Source organism: Stenotrophomonas sp. Steno-C18 (assembly GCF_056393195.1).
Genome location: NZ_JBWJOX010000001.1, coordinates 816,484 through 831,529 on the forward strand (window position 1 = coordinate 816,484; position 15,046 = coordinate 831,529).

Annotated in this window: 14 protein-coding genes; 6 read left to right on the forward strand and 8 right to left on the reverse strand. The window is 66.6% G+C overall.

Annotated elements, in window-relative coordinates:
• Positions 1 to 106 precede the first annotated feature (106 nt).
• Positions 107 to 709, reverse strand: coding sequence for a TetR/AcrR family transcriptional regulator (locus AC06FE_RS03795; RefSeq protein ID WP_132865284.1), 603 nt, complete (start codon positions 707 to 709; stop codon positions 107 to 109).
• Positions 710 to 874: 165 nt separating this feature from the next.
• Here AC06FE_RS03795 and AC06FE_RS03800 point away from each other — a divergent pair, with 165 nt between their 5' ends.
• The 4 genes from AC06FE_RS03800 to AC06FE_RS03815 all read left to right on the forward strand — a co-directional run bounded on the left by AC06FE_RS03800 (position 875) and on the right by AC06FE_RS03815 (position 5,209).
• On the forward strand, positions 875 to 1,783 hold the full coding sequence (locus AC06FE_RS03800) for an alpha/beta fold hydrolase (RefSeq protein WP_478072259.1): 909 nt from the start codon (positions 875 to 877) through the stop codon (positions 1,781 to 1,783).
• Positions 1,780 to 4,254: an acyl-CoA dehydrogenase gene (locus tag AC06FE_RS03805; protein WP_478072260.1), complete on the forward strand. Its 2,475-nt coding sequence runs from the start codon at positions 1,780 to 1,782 to the stop codon at positions 4,252 to 4,254. Before AC06FE_RS03800 ends, AC06FE_RS03805 begins: the two co-directional genes overlap by 4 nt.
• 64 nt (positions 4,255 to 4,318) lie before the next feature.
• Positions 4,319 to 4,798, forward strand: coding sequence for a hotdog fold domain-containing protein (locus AC06FE_RS03810; protein ID WP_478072261.1), 480 nt, complete (start codon positions 4,319 to 4,321; stop codon positions 4,796 to 4,798).
• Positions 4,799 to 4,804: 6 nt separating this feature from the next.
• Positions 4,805 to 5,209, forward strand: coding sequence for a hypothetical protein (locus AC06FE_RS03815; RefSeq protein ID WP_192287402.1), 405 nt, complete (start codon positions 4,805 to 4,807; stop codon positions 5,207 to 5,209).
• A 29-nt stretch (positions 5,210 to 5,238) separates the two neighbouring features.
• On the opposite strand, the gene AC06FE_RS03820 is transcribed toward AC06FE_RS03815, so the two are convergent.
• Both AC06FE_RS03820 and AC06FE_RS03825 read right to left on the reverse strand, forming a co-directional pair.
• Positions 5,239 to 5,586 (reverse strand): DUF1304 domain-containing protein, encoded by a 348-nt coding sequence (locus AC06FE_RS03820; protein ID WP_478072262.1) that lies wholly within the window; start codon positions 5,584 to 5,586, stop codon positions 5,239 to 5,241.
• Between the two features lie 50 nt (positions 5,587 to 5,636).
• Positions 5,637 to 6,962 (reverse strand): NTP/NDP exchange transporter, encoded by a 1,326-nt coding sequence (locus AC06FE_RS03825; protein WP_192287403.1) that lies wholly within the window; start codon positions 6,960 to 6,962, stop codon positions 5,637 to 5,639.
• 165 nt (positions 6,963 to 7,127) lie between these two features.
• Between AC06FE_RS03825 and AC06FE_RS03830 the strand changes: the two genes are divergently transcribed.
• The gene (locus AC06FE_RS03830; protein ID WP_478072263.1) at positions 7,128 to 8,711 is read left to right on the forward strand and encodes a GMC family oxidoreductase; all 1,584 of its coding nucleotides are present in this window, start codon (positions 7,128 to 7,130) and stop codon (positions 8,709 to 8,711) included.
• Between the two features lie 212 nt (positions 8,712 to 8,923).
• Complete coding sequence (locus AC06FE_RS03835; protein ID WP_192287404.1) at positions 8,924 to 10,336, forward strand: serine hydrolase domain-containing protein; 1,413 nt, start codon at positions 8,924 to 8,926, stop codon at positions 10,334 to 10,336.
• A gap of 282 nt (positions 10,337 to 10,618) precedes the next feature.
• On the opposite strand, the gene AC06FE_RS03840 is transcribed toward AC06FE_RS03835, so the two are convergent.
• The 5 genes from AC06FE_RS03840 to AC06FE_RS03860 form a co-directional block, all read right to left on the reverse strand.
• The gene (locus tag AC06FE_RS03840) at positions 10,619 to 11,122 is read right to left on the reverse strand and encodes a histidine biosynthesis protein HisIE (RefSeq protein ID WP_132865293.1); all 504 of its coding nucleotides are present in this window, start codon (positions 11,120 to 11,122) and stop codon (positions 10,619 to 10,621) included.
• A gap of 804 nt (positions 11,123 to 11,926) precedes the next feature.
• Positions 11,927 to 12,322 (reverse strand): glycine cleavage system protein GcvH, encoded by a 396-nt coding sequence (gene gcvH, locus AC06FE_RS03845; RefSeq protein ID WP_132865294.1) that lies wholly within the window; start codon positions 12,320 to 12,322, stop codon positions 11,927 to 11,929.
• 90 nt (positions 12,323 to 12,412) lie between these two features.
• Complete coding sequence (gene gcvT / locus AC06FE_RS03850) at positions 12,413 to 13,519, reverse strand: glycine cleavage system aminomethyltransferase GcvT (RefSeq protein ID WP_192287405.1); 1,107 nt, start codon at positions 13,517 to 13,519, stop codon at positions 12,413 to 12,415.
• A 97-nt stretch (positions 13,520 to 13,616) separates the two neighbouring features.
• Positions 13,617 to 14,048, reverse strand: a complete 432-nt coding sequence (locus AC06FE_RS03855; protein WP_132865296.1) for an NfeD family protein — start codon at positions 14,046 to 14,048, stop codon at positions 13,617 to 13,619.
• A 3-nt stretch (positions 14,049 to 14,051) separates the two neighbouring features.
• Complete coding sequence (locus tag AC06FE_RS03860; RefSeq protein ID WP_132865297.1) at positions 14,052 to 15,023, reverse strand: SPFH domain-containing protein; 972 nt, start codon at positions 15,021 to 15,023, stop codon at positions 14,052 to 14,054.
• Positions 15,024 to 15,046: the final 23 nt, after the last annotated feature.

The window sequence follows — 15,046 nt, forward strand, 5'->3', positions numbered from 1 at the left end:
CCGGAAACAGACCACGGCCCTTCGGGGCCGTGGTTTTTTGTTGGCTGTTGCAAGGACACAAAAAAGGCCGCAGCACGCTACGGCCTTCTCATTCACGGCGCCACGATCAGTTGCCCGGGATCAACGTCTCGATCACGTGCTCGACGTAGGCCTCGAAGTCCTCGCGGGCCTGCTTGGGCTGCTGCAGCTGCAGCGACAGCTGCAGGAAGCCGACATAGGCGGCATAGGCCAGGCGCGCGCGATGGCGGGCATCGGTGGAACTCAGGCCGGCCTGACGGAACGAGGCGATCAGGTACTCCATTCGCCGCTGTGACACGCGGTCGATGACCGGGCGCACCATCGGGTTGTCCAGCGCCTTGAGCAGTTCGCTGTAGATCACGTGCGGAGTGACCTCGTGCGCAACCAGCTGGAACAGCGCACGCAGGCGCGTGCGCGGGTCGGGGACTTCTTCCAGGCTGCCGAAGACCTGCTGCTGCTCGACCACTTCCCAGCGCTCCAGCGCCGCCTGCAGCAGTGCATCGCGCGAGGGGAAGTGCCAGTAGAAGCTGCCCTTGGTCACGCCCAGGCGCCGGGCCAGCGGCTCGACCGCCACCGCACCCACCCCCTGCTCTGCGATCAGGTCCAGCGCTGCCTGTGCCCAATCATCCGCACTGAGGCGGCTGTGCCGCGCGCCGCGGGCGTCCGCGGAAGAAGCTGTCGTGTCATTCATGCGCAGATTTAACCATACGGCGGGGACTGGTTGCAGTACGCACGAGGGATATATCCGCACAAAGTGCACTTACGACCGGTCCCCGGAAAGCCCGTCACCGCGGGATAACCGGCTTCCATACCGAAGGGTATTGACAGTCATCGCACGCAATCCATACCATCGGGTATGGTCAACATGCCCTCTTCCCCGTCGCGCAGCGAAGACATCCGCCTGGATGGCGCCCACGGCGCGACCCTGGCGGCCACGCGCTGGCCCGGCAAGCGCCCGCCGATCCTGTTCGCGCATGGCTTCGGCCAGACCCGTGGCGCCTGGACCAGCACCGCCGCGGCCCTCAACGCGGCCGGCTATGCCGCGCTCAGCCACGACGCCCGCGGCCATGGCGGCTCGGACTGGAACGCCGCCGACCTGCCCTATCACGGCGAACAGTTCACCGACGACCTGATCGTGGTGGCCGGCGAGCTGAGCCGCCCACCGGTGCTGGTCGCCGCCTCGATGGGGGGGCTGTTCGGCCTGATGGCCGAAGCCCGTTGGCCGGGGCTGTTCTCGGCAATGGTGCTGGTGGACATCACCCCCCGCTGGGAAACGCGCGGCGTGGAGCGCATCCTGGCCTTCATGAGCGCGCATCCGGAGGGCTTCGCCTCGCTGGAAGCCGCCGCCGACAGCATCGCCACCTACATGCCGCACCGCCCGCGCAAGAGCGAGGACGCACTACGCGCGCTGTTGCGCCCCACCACCGACGGCCGCTGGAGCTGGCACTGGGATCCGCGCCTGGTCCAGGAACTGGCCCGCGACAGCGAGCAGCACCAGGACGCTATCGCCGATGCGGCGCGGCGCGTGCACTGCCCGCTGCTGCTGATCAGCGGCGGCCGCAGCGACCTGGTCTCGCCGCAGACCGTCGAGGAATTCATGACACTGGTGCCGCACGCGCAGCACGTGCATCTGCCCGAGGCCACCCACATGGTCGCCGGCGATGACAACAACGCGTTTACCGCCGCCGTGTTGAACTATCTGGACGCACTGCCTTCTGCCGCAGCGTCCGCCCGAACCGAGCACGTTACCGGAGCAAGCCAATGAGCATCGTCGTCCCCTTCCTGGCCCTGCTGCTCGCAGGCGCCTTCGTCGCCTACCACCGCATGCGGCTGGTCATCTGGACCGCCATCAGCGCGGTGCTGCTGGGCATCTGCTGGTTCGCCGGCGTCCACCAGACCGCCATCCTCGTGGCCGCCGCGATCCTGGCCCTGGTCAGCGTGCCGGTGCTGCTGCCGTTCCTGCGCAAGCCGCTGATCACCGCCCCGTTCATGGGCGTGTTCCGCAAGGTGTTGCCGCCGCTGTCCAAGACCGAGCGCATCGCGCTGGAAACCGGCTCGGTCGGCTTCGAGGGCGAGCTGTTCACCGGTGACCCGGACTGGAACATCCTGCTCAACTATCCCAAGCCGCAGCTCACCGACGAGGAACAGGCCTTCCTGGATGGCCCGGTCGAGGAACTGTGCCGGATGGTCAACGACTTCGAGATCACCCACGTCCACGCCGACCTGCCGCCGGAGCTGTGGGACTACATCAAGAAGAACCGGTTCTTCGGCATGATCATCCCGAAGGAGTACGGCGGCCTGGGCTTCAGCGCGCTGGCCCACCACAAGGTGATCCAGAAGCTGGCGTCGGTATCGAGCGTGGTCAGCTCCACCGTCGGCGTGCCCAACTCGCTGGGCCCAGGTGAACTGCTCAACCACTACGGCACCAAGGAACAGAAGGATTACTACCTGCCGCGCCTGGCGATCGGCCAGGAAGTACCGTGCTTCGGCCTGACCGGCCCGTTCGCCGGCTCCGACGCCACCTCCATCCCCGACTTCGGCATCGTCTGCAAGGGCCAGTGGAAGGGCGAGGAAGTGCTGGGCGTCAAGCTGACCTTCGACAAGCGCTACATCACCCTGGCCCCGGTGGCCACGCTGATCGGCATGGCCTTCCGCATGTATGACCCGGACGGCCTGCTCGGCGACACCAAGGACATCGGCATCACCCTGGCGCTGCTGCCGCGTGACACCGCCGGCGTGGAGATCGGCCGCCGCCACTTCCCGCTGAACTCCACGTTCCAGAACGGCCCGATCCGCGGCAAGGATGTCTTCATCCCGCTGACCCAGCTGATCGGCGGCGCCGAGAAGCGCGGCCTGGGCTGGAACATGCTCAACGAGTGCCTGGCCGTGGGCCGCTCCATCACCCTGCCCTCGACCGCTTCGGGCGGCGCCAAAGCCGGCGCGGTGGTGACCGGCGCCTACGCGCGCATCCGCAAGCAGTTCGGCCTGTCGGTCGGCCGCTTCGAAGGCGTGGAAGAAGCGCTGGCGCGCATCGGCGGCAAGGCCTACAAGATCAGCGCGCTGTCGCAGGCCACCGCCGCGGCGGTGGACCGTGGCGACGTGCCGTCGGTGCCGTCGGCGATTGCCAAGTACCACTGCACCAACATGAGCCGCGAAGTCATTTCCGACGTGATGGACGTGATCGGCGGCAAGGGCATCATCCTGGGGCCGCGCAACTTCGCCGGCCGCAGCTGGCAGGCCGCGCCGATCGCCATCACGGTGGAAGGCGCCAACATCATGACCCGCTCGCTGCTGATCTTCGGCCAGGGCGCGATCCTCTGCCACCCGTGGGTGCTCAAGGAAATGAAGGCCGCCCAGGACGAGGACCGCAAGGCCGGCCTGCGCGAGTTCGACCAGGCCCTGTTCGGCCATGTCCGCTTCGGCATCTCCAACGCCGTGCGCTCGCTGTGGTTCGGCCTGACCGGCGCCCGCTTCGGCGCGGCCCCCGGTGACGCCTACACCCGCCGCTATTTCCGCAAGCTGGACCGCTACTCGGCCAACCTGGCGCTGATGGCCGACATCTCCATGATGACGCTCGGCGGCAAGCTGAAGTTCAAGGAATCGCTGTCCGGCCGCCTGGGGGATGTGCTCAGCCACATCTACATGACCAGTGCCATGCTCAAGCGCTACCACGACGAAGGCGCGCCGCAGGCCGACCAGCCGCTGCTGGCCTGGGCCTTCCACGACAGCGTGCACAAGATCGAGGAATCGCTGTCCGCTGCCCTGCGCAACTTCCCGATCCGTCCGATCGGCTGGCTGATGTGGGCGCTGATCTTCCCGTTCGGCCGCCGCGCCGAGGCACCGGGCGACCGCCTGAGCCGCCGCGTCGCCGCCACCCTGATGGCACCGGGCGAGGCCCGTGACCGCCTGGCCCACGGCGTGTTCCTGACCCCGTGCGAGAACAACCCGGGTGGCCGCATCAACAGCTACCTGTCCAAGGCGATCATGGCCGAGCCGGTGGAGCGCAAGTTCCTCAAAGCGCTGAAGACCAAGGGCATCGAGGCACTGACCTTCGCCACCCAGCTGGACGAGGCCGTGGCCGAGGGCGTGATCACCCAGGACGAGCGCAAGCTGCTGGAAGAGCTGCGCGAACTCACCATGGACACGATCACCGTGGACGACTTCGATCCGCACGAACTGCGTTCGGCCGGCTACTACGACCTGCCGGGCAAGCAGCGCCCGCAGCGGGCCGCGTAAGCCAGCGACAATGCGACAACGACGGCGGGCCTGGTGCCCGCCGTTTTCATATCAGGAAGCTCCCATGACCGCTCCGCTGCTTTCGCTGTACCGCCGCTTCACCCGCTGGCCCGCCGGCCACTGGCTGTTCACGCGCGCGGTGTGCTTCAAGGCCCCCTACTTCGCCAGCATCTCGCCCACCATCACCGCGCTGGAGCCAGGCCGCTGCGAGGGCGTGATCCACCAGCGCCGCCGCATCAGCAACCACATCGGCACCGTGCATGCGATCGCGATGTGCAACCTGGCCGAGCTGGTCGGCGGGGTGATGGTGGACGCCAGCCTGCCGGCGGACATGCGCTGGATCCCCAAGGGCATGGAGGTGAAGTACCAGGCCAAGGCCCTGGGCGTGCTAAAGGCCGTCGCGACACCACTGCGGCCCATCGCCAGCGCCGCGGCCGGCTACGACCTGCCGGTGGGGGTCAGCGTGACCGATGCGGCAGGGACCGAGGTGTTCCATGCGACCATCGCGATGTGGGTGTCGCCGCGCCCTCCCCGCACAGGCTGATCACCCATGACGACCGCCGAATTGCTGGTGCGCCTGGCAGGCGTTCACAGCCTGGGGTTTGCCGCCTTCCATCTGGCGTTCTGGCGGTTGTTCGGCTGGAAGCGCGAGCTCGCCCAGCTCAGCACCGCCAACCGCGCGATCCTGCAGATCCTCAACCTGCGCGTGATCTACGTGTTCCTGGGAATGGGGGTGATCGCGCTGGCCTTCACCTCGGACCTGGTCGACACGCGCCTGGGGGTGGTCCTGCTGTGCTTCATGGCGGTGTTCTGGCTGGGCCGCGCGCTTGAACAGTTCGTCTTCCTGCGCATCAACGACTGGCGCGTGCACCTGCTGACCGGCCTGTTCGTGCTGGGCGCGGTGCTGCATGCCGTGCCGATGTGGCTGGGCTTCATGCGCGCCATCAGCCACTGAGCGGCGGCGCTTGCCGGCGCGCGCTGGCGTCAGAGCACCCGCAACACCAGTGCGAGAATCGCCGGCACGGCCTGGATAGGGAAAATGCGCGGGCTGACGCTCCACGCGCCATAGGCACCGGCCACCACCACGCAGACCAACGAGAACGTCACCAGCACCGGTTGTCCCAGTGCCAGGCCGGCGATGATCCCGGCGGCGAGGAAGCCGTTGTACAAGCCCTGGTTGGCCGCCAGCACGCGGGTCGTCTCCGCCTTCTGCGGCGTGTTGCGGAATGTCTTGAGCCCCAGCGGGTGCGTCCACAGGAACATCTCCAGCACCAGGAAGTACACGTGCAGGAGTGCGACCAGCACGGTCAGCAGCAGCGCGAACAGGGACATGGATGTTGTTTCCTTCAAGCCAACAAAGACAGAGGGACACGCCGCTGCGTTCAACGATCGCGCGGCAGCTTCTTTTCCTCGCGCAACACGCCCAGCGCCGACAGTGTCATCAATACTGCCACCAGCGTGCCGCCGGCAAACACCAGGTGCGAGCCAAACAGCGACAGTCCCTTGTGGACCCAGGCGAAGGTCAGGTCGGCGCCCCGGTAGACCACCGTGTCGATCGCCGCACCGGCCTTGTAGCGCCATTGCCGGTCCACGCGCGTATAGATCGTCTCGCGCGCCGGCTTGCCCAGCGAAAACTCGCTGGCGCGGGTCATCACCTGCACCACCGCCACCATCAGTGGCAATGGTGAAGCGGCCAGCACCGAGAAACCAATGATGATGGCAAAGCCCGGGATCAGCAGCGCCGGGGCAATGCCGAAGCGCGACAGCAGCCAGCGGGTCAGGCCCAATTGCACGATCAGGGTCAATGCGTTCACCGCCAGGTCGATCCGCGAATAGAACGCGGTGCTGGCGGCCGGGTCGGTGATCATGCGCCGCGCGATGGACGCCTGTTCGTTGTACAGCATCGTGCCCACGCCTACGCCGAACACCACCATCAAGGCCAGCCAGCGCAGCAGCGGTTCGCGTGCGATCAGCTTCAGGCCATCGAGTACGCTGCCGCCCATGGGCTTCTCGCCATCGACCAGGCGTTGCTCGCGCTCGCGCTGCACCGCCCAGGGCCGCAACTGCCAGATGCACAGCACGCAGACCAGCAGGAAGCCGGCCGACACCAGCATCAGGTTGGCGATGCCCACCCGCTGCACCAGCGAACTGGTAATGATCGGGCCCAGGAAGGCGCCGACCGTGCCCGCGGCGCCGATGTAGCCGTAGTAGGCGCGTGCCTGCGCGTTGGAGAACACGTCGGCCATGAAGCTCCAGAACACCGCCACCGCAAACAGGTTGAACACGGTGATCCAGAAGAAGAACGCCATCCCCCGCCCCGGCACGCCGCTGTTGAACATCACGTAGAAGCCCAGCAGCGTGGCGATGAAGAAGCCATACACCGCCGGCAGGAACACCCGCCGCGGAAAGCGGCTGACCACCCAGCCATACAGCGGTTGCATCACCAGCATGATCAGGAACACGCAGGTGAACAGGAACTGCAGGGTGAAGTCCTTCAGCGGCATGCCGTGCGCGTCGAACCAGGCAATCAGCGATGCCGGGAAGATCGTCTGCAGGTCGGCCGAGGCCGCCATGGCCTCACGCACCGGGCGCAGCACGTAGTAGCCGCTGAGCAGGCAGAAGAAGTACAGGAACGACCACCACAGCGCCGGCGACTCGCGCAGTGCCTGGGTCAATCGCGACAGGGAAGTACGGCCGGCAACGCTCATGCAGCACCCCGGGCGCACAGGTGGCAGTGGGACGACGGCATGGGTACTCCGGGGGATACGGTGCGCGTACGTTATCTAATGCACTGCAACATCGCCAGTGCGCCGGACGTGCTGCCAGACAGTTGTCGCAGGCCCTATCCTGCAACGCTCGTGCAGGGGAATACCGTGAAGGAATTCGACTACATCATCGTCGGTGCCGGCTCGGCCGGTTGCGTGCTGGCCAACCGGCTCAGCGCCGACCCGCAGCTGCGGGTGCTGCTGGTCGAAGCCGGCCCCCGTGACTGGAACCCATTGATCCACATGCCCGCCGGCATCGCGCGGCTGGTCCGCAACCGCCGGGTCAACTGGAGCTACGACACCGAGCCGGAGCCGGCCTTGAACCAGCGTCGGCTGTGGTGGCCACGCGGCAAGGTGCTGGGCGGTTCCAGTTCGATCAACGCCATGTGCTACGTGCGCGGCGTGTGCGGCGACTACGACCGCTGGGCACAGGCCGGTGCCACCGGCTGGGACTGGGACAGCGTGCTGCCCTGGTTCCGGCGCAGCGAGGGCAACCGCCGCGGTGCCGATGCCCTGCACGGTGCCGACGGCCCGCTGCAGGTGGCCGACCTGCGCCACGTCAACCCGCTGAGCCATGCCTTCCTGCTGGCCGGGCAGCAGGCCGGCCATGCGCTCAACGAGGACTTCAATGGTCCTGACCAATTGGGGGTCGGCCTGTACCAGGTCACCCAGAAGGACGGTGCCCGTTGCTCCTCCGCCGCGGCCTACCTCACGCCCGTGCGCCAGCGCCCCAACCTGCAGGTGCTCACCGGTGCGCAGGTCGAGCGCGTGCAGATCGACGACGCCCGCGCGACCGGCGTGGTGCTGCGCGTCGGCGGGCAACGCCGGCACCTGCGCGCCAGCGGCGAGGTACTGCTCAGTGCCGGTGCGATCAACTCGCCGCAGTTGTTGATGCTGTCCGGCATCGGCCCGGCCGACCACCTGCGCGGCCACGGCATCGACGTGCACCTGGACCAGCCCGGCGTTGGCGCCAACCTGCAGGATCACCTGGACATCTGCACGCTCTACCGCACCGTGCCCGGCGTCAGCTACGACCGCGCCAGCGAACTGAAGATCGGCTTCGACTACTTCCTGCGCGGCCGGCGTGGCGCCGGCACCAGCAACGTGGCCGAGGCCGGCGGCTTCGTCCGCAGCCGCTACGCCCCCGACGAGCGCGCCGACATCCAGTTCCACTTCGTCCCGGCGATGCTCGATGACCACGGCCGCCATCGCCTACCCGGCGACGGCTACACCCTGCACGCCTGCTACCTGCATCCGCGCAGCCGCGGCCACATCGGCCTGGCCAGCAGCGACCCGCGTGCGCCGGCGCGCATCCACGCCAACTACCTGGGGGATGCCGGGGGCTTCGACCTGAAGATGATGATCGAGGCCGCACGGCTGAGCCGGGACATCCTGCGCCAGCCCGCGTTCGATCGCTGGCGCAGGGCGCCGCTGTTCCCCGAACGCGAGGACCTGGACGACGCCGGGCTGGAGGCCTTCATCCGCGCCAAGGCCGAGACCATCTATCACCCCATCGGCACCTGCCGGATGGGCAGCGACGCCACCGCCGTTGTCGATCCGCAGCTACGGGTACGCGGCATCGACGGGCTGCGGGTCATCGATGCCTCGGTCATGCCCACGCTGGTCAGCGGCAACACCAACGCCCCGACCATCATGATCGCCGAGCGCGCCGCTGCCCTGATCCGGGGCTGAGAGGCCATCGCTTCGTGGCAGGCATCACGCTTTGCAGCGCAGTCAGCTTTGCATGGCCCCGGCGATCCAGCGGACGGTCCCGAACCCTGCTGCCGGCTTAAAGAAAAATCAGCGATTTCAACATGATGCCCATTCATCCTCTTCTTGTTTGTGCAATCAGGAAAAGCGGCGCTAGAATCGCTGGCAGCTGTAACCAACAGGCATCCATCACGATGAAAGAGAACAACAATCGCCGGCGTATCCGTCCGGTGGCATCGGGGTTGCTCGGGGTGTTGATGCCCTTCGCATTGTCTTCGACGGCACAGACGCCGACCCACGACAGCCTGCCCGCCGCGGCAGCGCCGGCCGCCCTGCCGGTGAACCTTGAGAACGCCCCCGCCCAATCGCCGACCCAGCCGATGCCCTATCGCGTCGCCCTGCGGCCGGACCAGGTGCAACCGCTGCCCGCCGATTTCAACGTCGCTGCCATCGAATCGCTGGCCGAGCAGTTGACCTACGGCAACCGCGTGCCGGGCATGGCGATGGCGATCGTGCAGGACGGCCGCATCCTGTCGGCGCGTGGCTACGGCGTCACCGACATCAGCAACCCGCAGCCGGTCGATGCGCACACCGTGTTCCGCCTGGCCTCGCTGTCCAAGGCCTTCGCCGGCACCATGGCCGGCCTGCTGGTCAACGACGGCACGCTGCGCTGGGACAGCAAGGTCACCGATTACGTACCCGGCTTCCGCCTGTCCACGCCGGAGGCCACCAGCAAGCTCACCGTCGCCGACGTGCTGAGCCATCGTGTCGGCCTCACCTACAACGCCTACGACCGCGACGTCGAAGCCAATGCCGATTACTACACGCTGACCCAGAAGCTGGCCAGCGCGCCACTGCGCTGCGAGCCGGGTGATTGCTACGCCTACCAGAACGTCGCCTTCAGTCTGGTCGGCGACGTGGTGTTCGCCGCCTCGGGCAACTTCTACGAGCAGGCGGTGGAGAAGCGCATCCTCAAGCCGCTGGGCATGAACGATGCCAGCCTGGGTCTGGCCGGCATCCAGGCCAGCTCGCGCTGGGCGCGCCCGCACGTGCGCAGCCGCAATGGCTGGGTGTCGCTGAGCCCCAAGCCCACTTACTACCGCGTGGCTCCGGCGGCAGGCGTCAACGCCAGCGCCAGTGACATGGCGCAGTGGCTGCTGGCCCACACCGGCCACCGTCCGGACGTACTGCCGGCGCCGCTGCTGGCCACCCTGCATGCACCGCTGGTCAACACGCCCGGCGAGATGCGTTCGGGCTGGCGTCACCAGCGCCTGTCCTCGGCCGGCTATGCACTGGGTTGGCGCGTGTTCGACTACTCCGGGCACCAGGTGGTGTTCCATGCCGGTGCCGTGCAGGGCTATCGCGGACTGGTCGCGTTGCTGCCCGAGCGCGACCTGGGCATCGCCATCATGTGGAACGGCGAGAGCAGCCTGCCCAGCGGCATGATGCCGACCATCCTGGACCGTGCCATCGGCCTGCCGACGCAGCGTTGGCTCGACGTGGACACCGACTTCGGCAGCGACAACCTGATGGCCGAGGACAGTGCCCCGGCACGCAGCGGCAAGAAGGGCGCCTCGTCCGAGCGCGCCAACGCCTCGCCACGCTGATCCCGACATTCGTGCAACACCCGAGGGCGGCCAATGGCCGCCCTTCTTTTTTCGCAGGTGCGGCATCAGCCGCGAAGCCGGCACCACGGCGACCAATCCCGCAGTTGCCGGCAGTACATCCGTCACCCGCACAACGAGCGGCCACCGAATCACGCCTACGCCCGGTTGGGTATCGGCTTCGCGGCCAAGGCCTCTCCCACGGGGTGGACGTCGCGCATAAAAAAACTCCCTCCCCGCTGGGCAGTCGGGGAAGGAGTCTCAGGTACCGCTACCGAGCTTGGATCAGATCAGCGGTGCCGGGGTTGCCGGCAGGGCGACCGGAGCGGCCTTCTTCTTGCGAGCGGCCGGCTTCTTCTTGGCAGCAACCTTCTTGGCAGCCGGCTTCTTGGCAGCGGCCTTCTTGACGGTCTTCTTCACGGCCTTCTTGGCGGTGGCCTTCTTGGCAACCTTCTTGACGGCCTTCTTGGCAGTTGCCTTCTTGGCAACCTTCTTCACCGCCTTCTTGGCGGCGGCCTTCTTGGCAACCTTCTTGACGGTCTTCTTGGCAGCAGCCTTCTTGGCAGTCTTCTTCACTGCCTTCTTGGCGGTTGCCTTCTTGGCGACCTTCTTCACTGCCTTCTTGGCGGTCTTCTTGACGGCCTTCTTGGCGGTGGCCTTCTTGGCGACCTTCTTCACTGCCTTCTTGGCGGTTGCCTTCTTGGCAACCTTCTTCACGGCAGCTTTCTTGGCGACTTTCTTCACCGCCTTCTTGGCGGCCGGCTTCTTAGCAGCTTTTTTCGTGGCCATTGTATGGCTCCTCGTCAGTGATCTATGGAATTGAAATGCCCAGTTGAAGCAAACCCGCGGTTGGATCCGCGGAGGACCGACGACGCGTCAGGCGCGTCGTGACGGATACAGAAACACCCGCAACGATTCCCGCCACGGGTGCCATGTCTTGTTCGGGGGGTGTTTCGCGGAAGGAAGCGAGTCCTGCTCCACCATCGAGAGAATCCTGGCGGACGTCCAAGTTGTGCTTCGCGTCTGAATGTTGATCCGGCTCACTCGCTTCCGCAGGAAAGGTCTGCTGGGCGAAACCTAATCACGGTTTTTTTTACTGTCAACTGTCTTTTCAAAAAATTTTCGGGAAGCACCCGCGCCACCCCTCCGCCGCCACCGACCTTCCGGCACCGCAGGCACCCGCCCATCGATCGCACCCAAGGCGGTCGCGAAAAACACGAATGCAAAAAACATCGGGAAAAACGCACTTTTCGTTTCACGCATGCGGCAACGCATGCATGCGTGCAGCATCGACGCCGACACCTTGCGGGGTGCCGGCGACGCTCGGCCGACACCCGCCCGGCAGCAAAAAAAAATTCAGCCGGTGGTGATCCTTTGTTCAGCGCGACGGACATTTTGCGCAGAATTTTTTGCACCCTTCGCCGCCTTGGCGGCAACCGTTCGCTCCGTCGCACGCATGTGTTGATGCCGGTCGAGCATGTCGCCGTCCGTCGCCGAACACTTGCCCTGCGTCCACGTCATCACGCGGCGCTGACATCGGCGCAAACAAAAACGGCCGCCTCGCGGCGGCCGTCTCGTCGATGCGGAACGGACTCAGTGGTCCTCGTTCTCCAGCATCTCGGCGTAGTCGTCCGGACCGAGCAGGTCGTTCAACTGCTCCGGCTCGGACAGCTCGACGACGAACAGCCAGCCGTCGCCGTAGGCGTCTTCGTTGATGGTTTCCGGCTTGTCGGTCAGCGCTTCGTTGACCTCCACGACGGTACCGGACACCGGGCTGTAGACATCCGATGCCGCCTTGACCGATTCAACCACGGCGGCGCCGACGCCTACCTGCACGCTGTCGCCGACAGCCGGCAGCTCGACGTACACCAGGTCGCCCAGCAGGCCTTGGGCATGGTCGGAAATGCCGACGGTGACGCGGCCGTTACCTTCGGTACGGGCCCACTCGTGGGACTTGAGGAATTTGAGGTCGCCAGGGATCTCGCTCATGGAACTGCTCCGAAAAAAGCGGTGGTCGGGATGGAACACTAGTTTAACGAACCGGGCACGCGGTGGTGCCCGGTCCGGTCAGGCAAACAATCAGAGGTTGATGCCGGCTTGCGCCTGGCCGTCGCGCACGAACGGGAACTTCACCACCCGCACCGGCACTTCCTTGCCACGGATGTCCACGCGCACCTCGCCCGGCACGCCGGCCGGCACGCGGGCGAAGGCGATCGCCTTGCCCAGCGTCGGCGAGAAGGTACCGGACAGGATCTCGCCCTCGCCATTGGCGGTGAGCACCTTCTGGCCATGGCGCAGCACGCCCTTCTCGTCCATCACCAGGCCGATCATCTGGCGCGCGTCACCGGCGGCCTTCTGTGCCTCGAGCACCGGGCGTCCGATGAAGTCACGACCCTCGTCCAGGCTGACGGTCCAGGCCAGCGCCGCTTCGAACGGGCTGACGGTTTCGTCCATGTCCTGGCCATAGAGGTTCATGCCCGCTTCCAGGCGCAGCGTGTCACGCGCGCCCAGGCCGGCCGGCTTCACGCCGGCGGCCAGCAGCGCGTTCCAGAACGCGACGACCTGGTCCTGCGGCAACAGCACTTCGTAGCCGTCCTCGCCGGTGTAGCCGGTACGTGCGACGAACAGTTTCACGCCGGCGCTGGAGGTGACCTCCAGCGCGGCGAAACGTGCCAGCTTGTCCAGCGCGGCGCGGTCGGCCTCGGCCACCAGCCCGGCGACCAGCGCACGCGCCTGCGGCCCCTGCACGGCAACGATCGCCAACTCTTCGCGCTCGACCACGTCCACGTCGAACGCGGCGGCCTGCTGGCGGATCCAGGCCAGGTCCTTCTCGCGGGTGGAGGCGTTGACCACCATGCGGAAGAAGTCCTCGCCCAGGAAGTAGACGATCAGGTCGTCGATCACCCCGCCCTGCGGGTTGAGCATGCAGGAATACAGCGCCTTGCCGCTGACCTTGAGCTTGTCGATGGAGTTGGCCAGCAGGTGGCGCAGGAACTCACGGGTGCGCGCACCCTTCAGGTCGACCACGGTCATGTGGCTGACGTCGAACATGCCGGCCGCGGTGCGGACCAGGTGATGCTCATCGATCTGCGAGCCGTAGTGGATCGGCATGTCCCAGCCGCCGAAGTCGACCATCTTGGCGCCGAGCGAGCGGTGGGTGTCGTTGAGCAGGGTTTTCAGGGTCATGGCCGTTCCACGTAAAAGAGGTGCGGCATTATCCCAGATGGCACCATTTAAAACCTGCGGCACCGCCACACGACGGCACCGCCGGCACCGCCGGCACTCAGGCCGGCTGCACCTTCAGGGTCATGCCGTCCACCGCCACCACGCGCACGCGGCTGTCCACCGGCAGGTCCGGCCCGGCCACCACCCAAAGCGCATCGTCGACCTTGGCCCGCCCGCTGCCATCGACGATGGCCTGTTCGAGCACCACCACGCGCCCGACCAGTTGCTCGGCGCGGCGGTTGAGCAGTGGCTGGTCGCTCTGCCGTGCCGCCTTGCGGAACCAGGTGCGGTAGACCTGGATGGAGACGAAGCTCAGCACCACGAACAGCACCACCTGCAGCAGCAGGCTCATGCCATCGAACAGCCACACCAGCGCGAACACCACCGCCGCGGCGATGCCCATCCACAGCATGAATGCGCCGGGGAGCAACGCTTCGGCGGCGAACAGCACCACCGCCAGCGCCGCCCACGCAATGACCTCCCAGCGCATGGCTCAGCGCTCCAGCGGCGGCGGGTTGCCGCGTGCCGGTGCCGGCTTGCGCTCATCCTGGCGGCCGAATGCCTCCCTGGCCAATTCAGCGACGCCGGCGATCGAACCGATCACGCCGGAAGCCTCCATCGGCATCAGCACCAGCTTCTGGTTCGGCGAGTTGGCCAGTTCGGCGAAGGCCTCCACGTACTTCTGCGCGACGAAGTAGTTGATCGCCTGCACGTTGCCGTTGGCGATGGCGTCGGACACCATCGTGGTCGCCTTGGCTTCGGCCTCGGCCAGGCGCTCGCGGGCCTCGGCATCACGGAAGGCGGCCTCCTTGCGGCCCTCGGCCTCCAGCACCGCGGCCTGCTTCTGGCCTTCGGCGCGCAGGATCTCCGACTGGCGGACACCTTCGGCTTCCAGTACCGCGGCGCGCTTGTTCTGCTCGGCCATCTTCTGCTGCTGCATCGACTGCACCAGGTTGGTCGGCGGCTGGATGTCCTTGATCTCGATGCGGGTGACCTTCACGCCCCACGGGTTGGTGGCGTGGTCGACGACGTTGAGCAGCTTGGCGTTGATGGTCTCGCGCTGGCTCAGCGATTCGTCCAGGTCCATCGAACCGATCACGGTGCGGATGTTGGTCTGGACCAGGGCGATCATCGCCACTTCCAGGTTGGCCACTTCATAGGCCGCCTTGGCCGCGTCCAGCACCTGGAAGAACACCACCCCGTCCACGCGCACGACCGCGTTGTCCTTGGTGATCACGTCCTGGCTGGGGACGTCCAGCACCTGCTCCATCATGTTGACCTTGCGCCCCACCCCGTACACCACCGGGAACAGGAAGTGCAGGCCGGGGGTCATCGTGTGGGTGTACCTGCCGAAGCGCTCGACCGTCCACTCGTAGCCCTGCGGCACCATGCGCACGGTCTTGAACAGGACGATGATGCCTGCCACCGCCACGACCAACGCGAGAAATCCTGCTCCGCCGCCCATCTGCCCTCTCCCGAGCCTGTGTG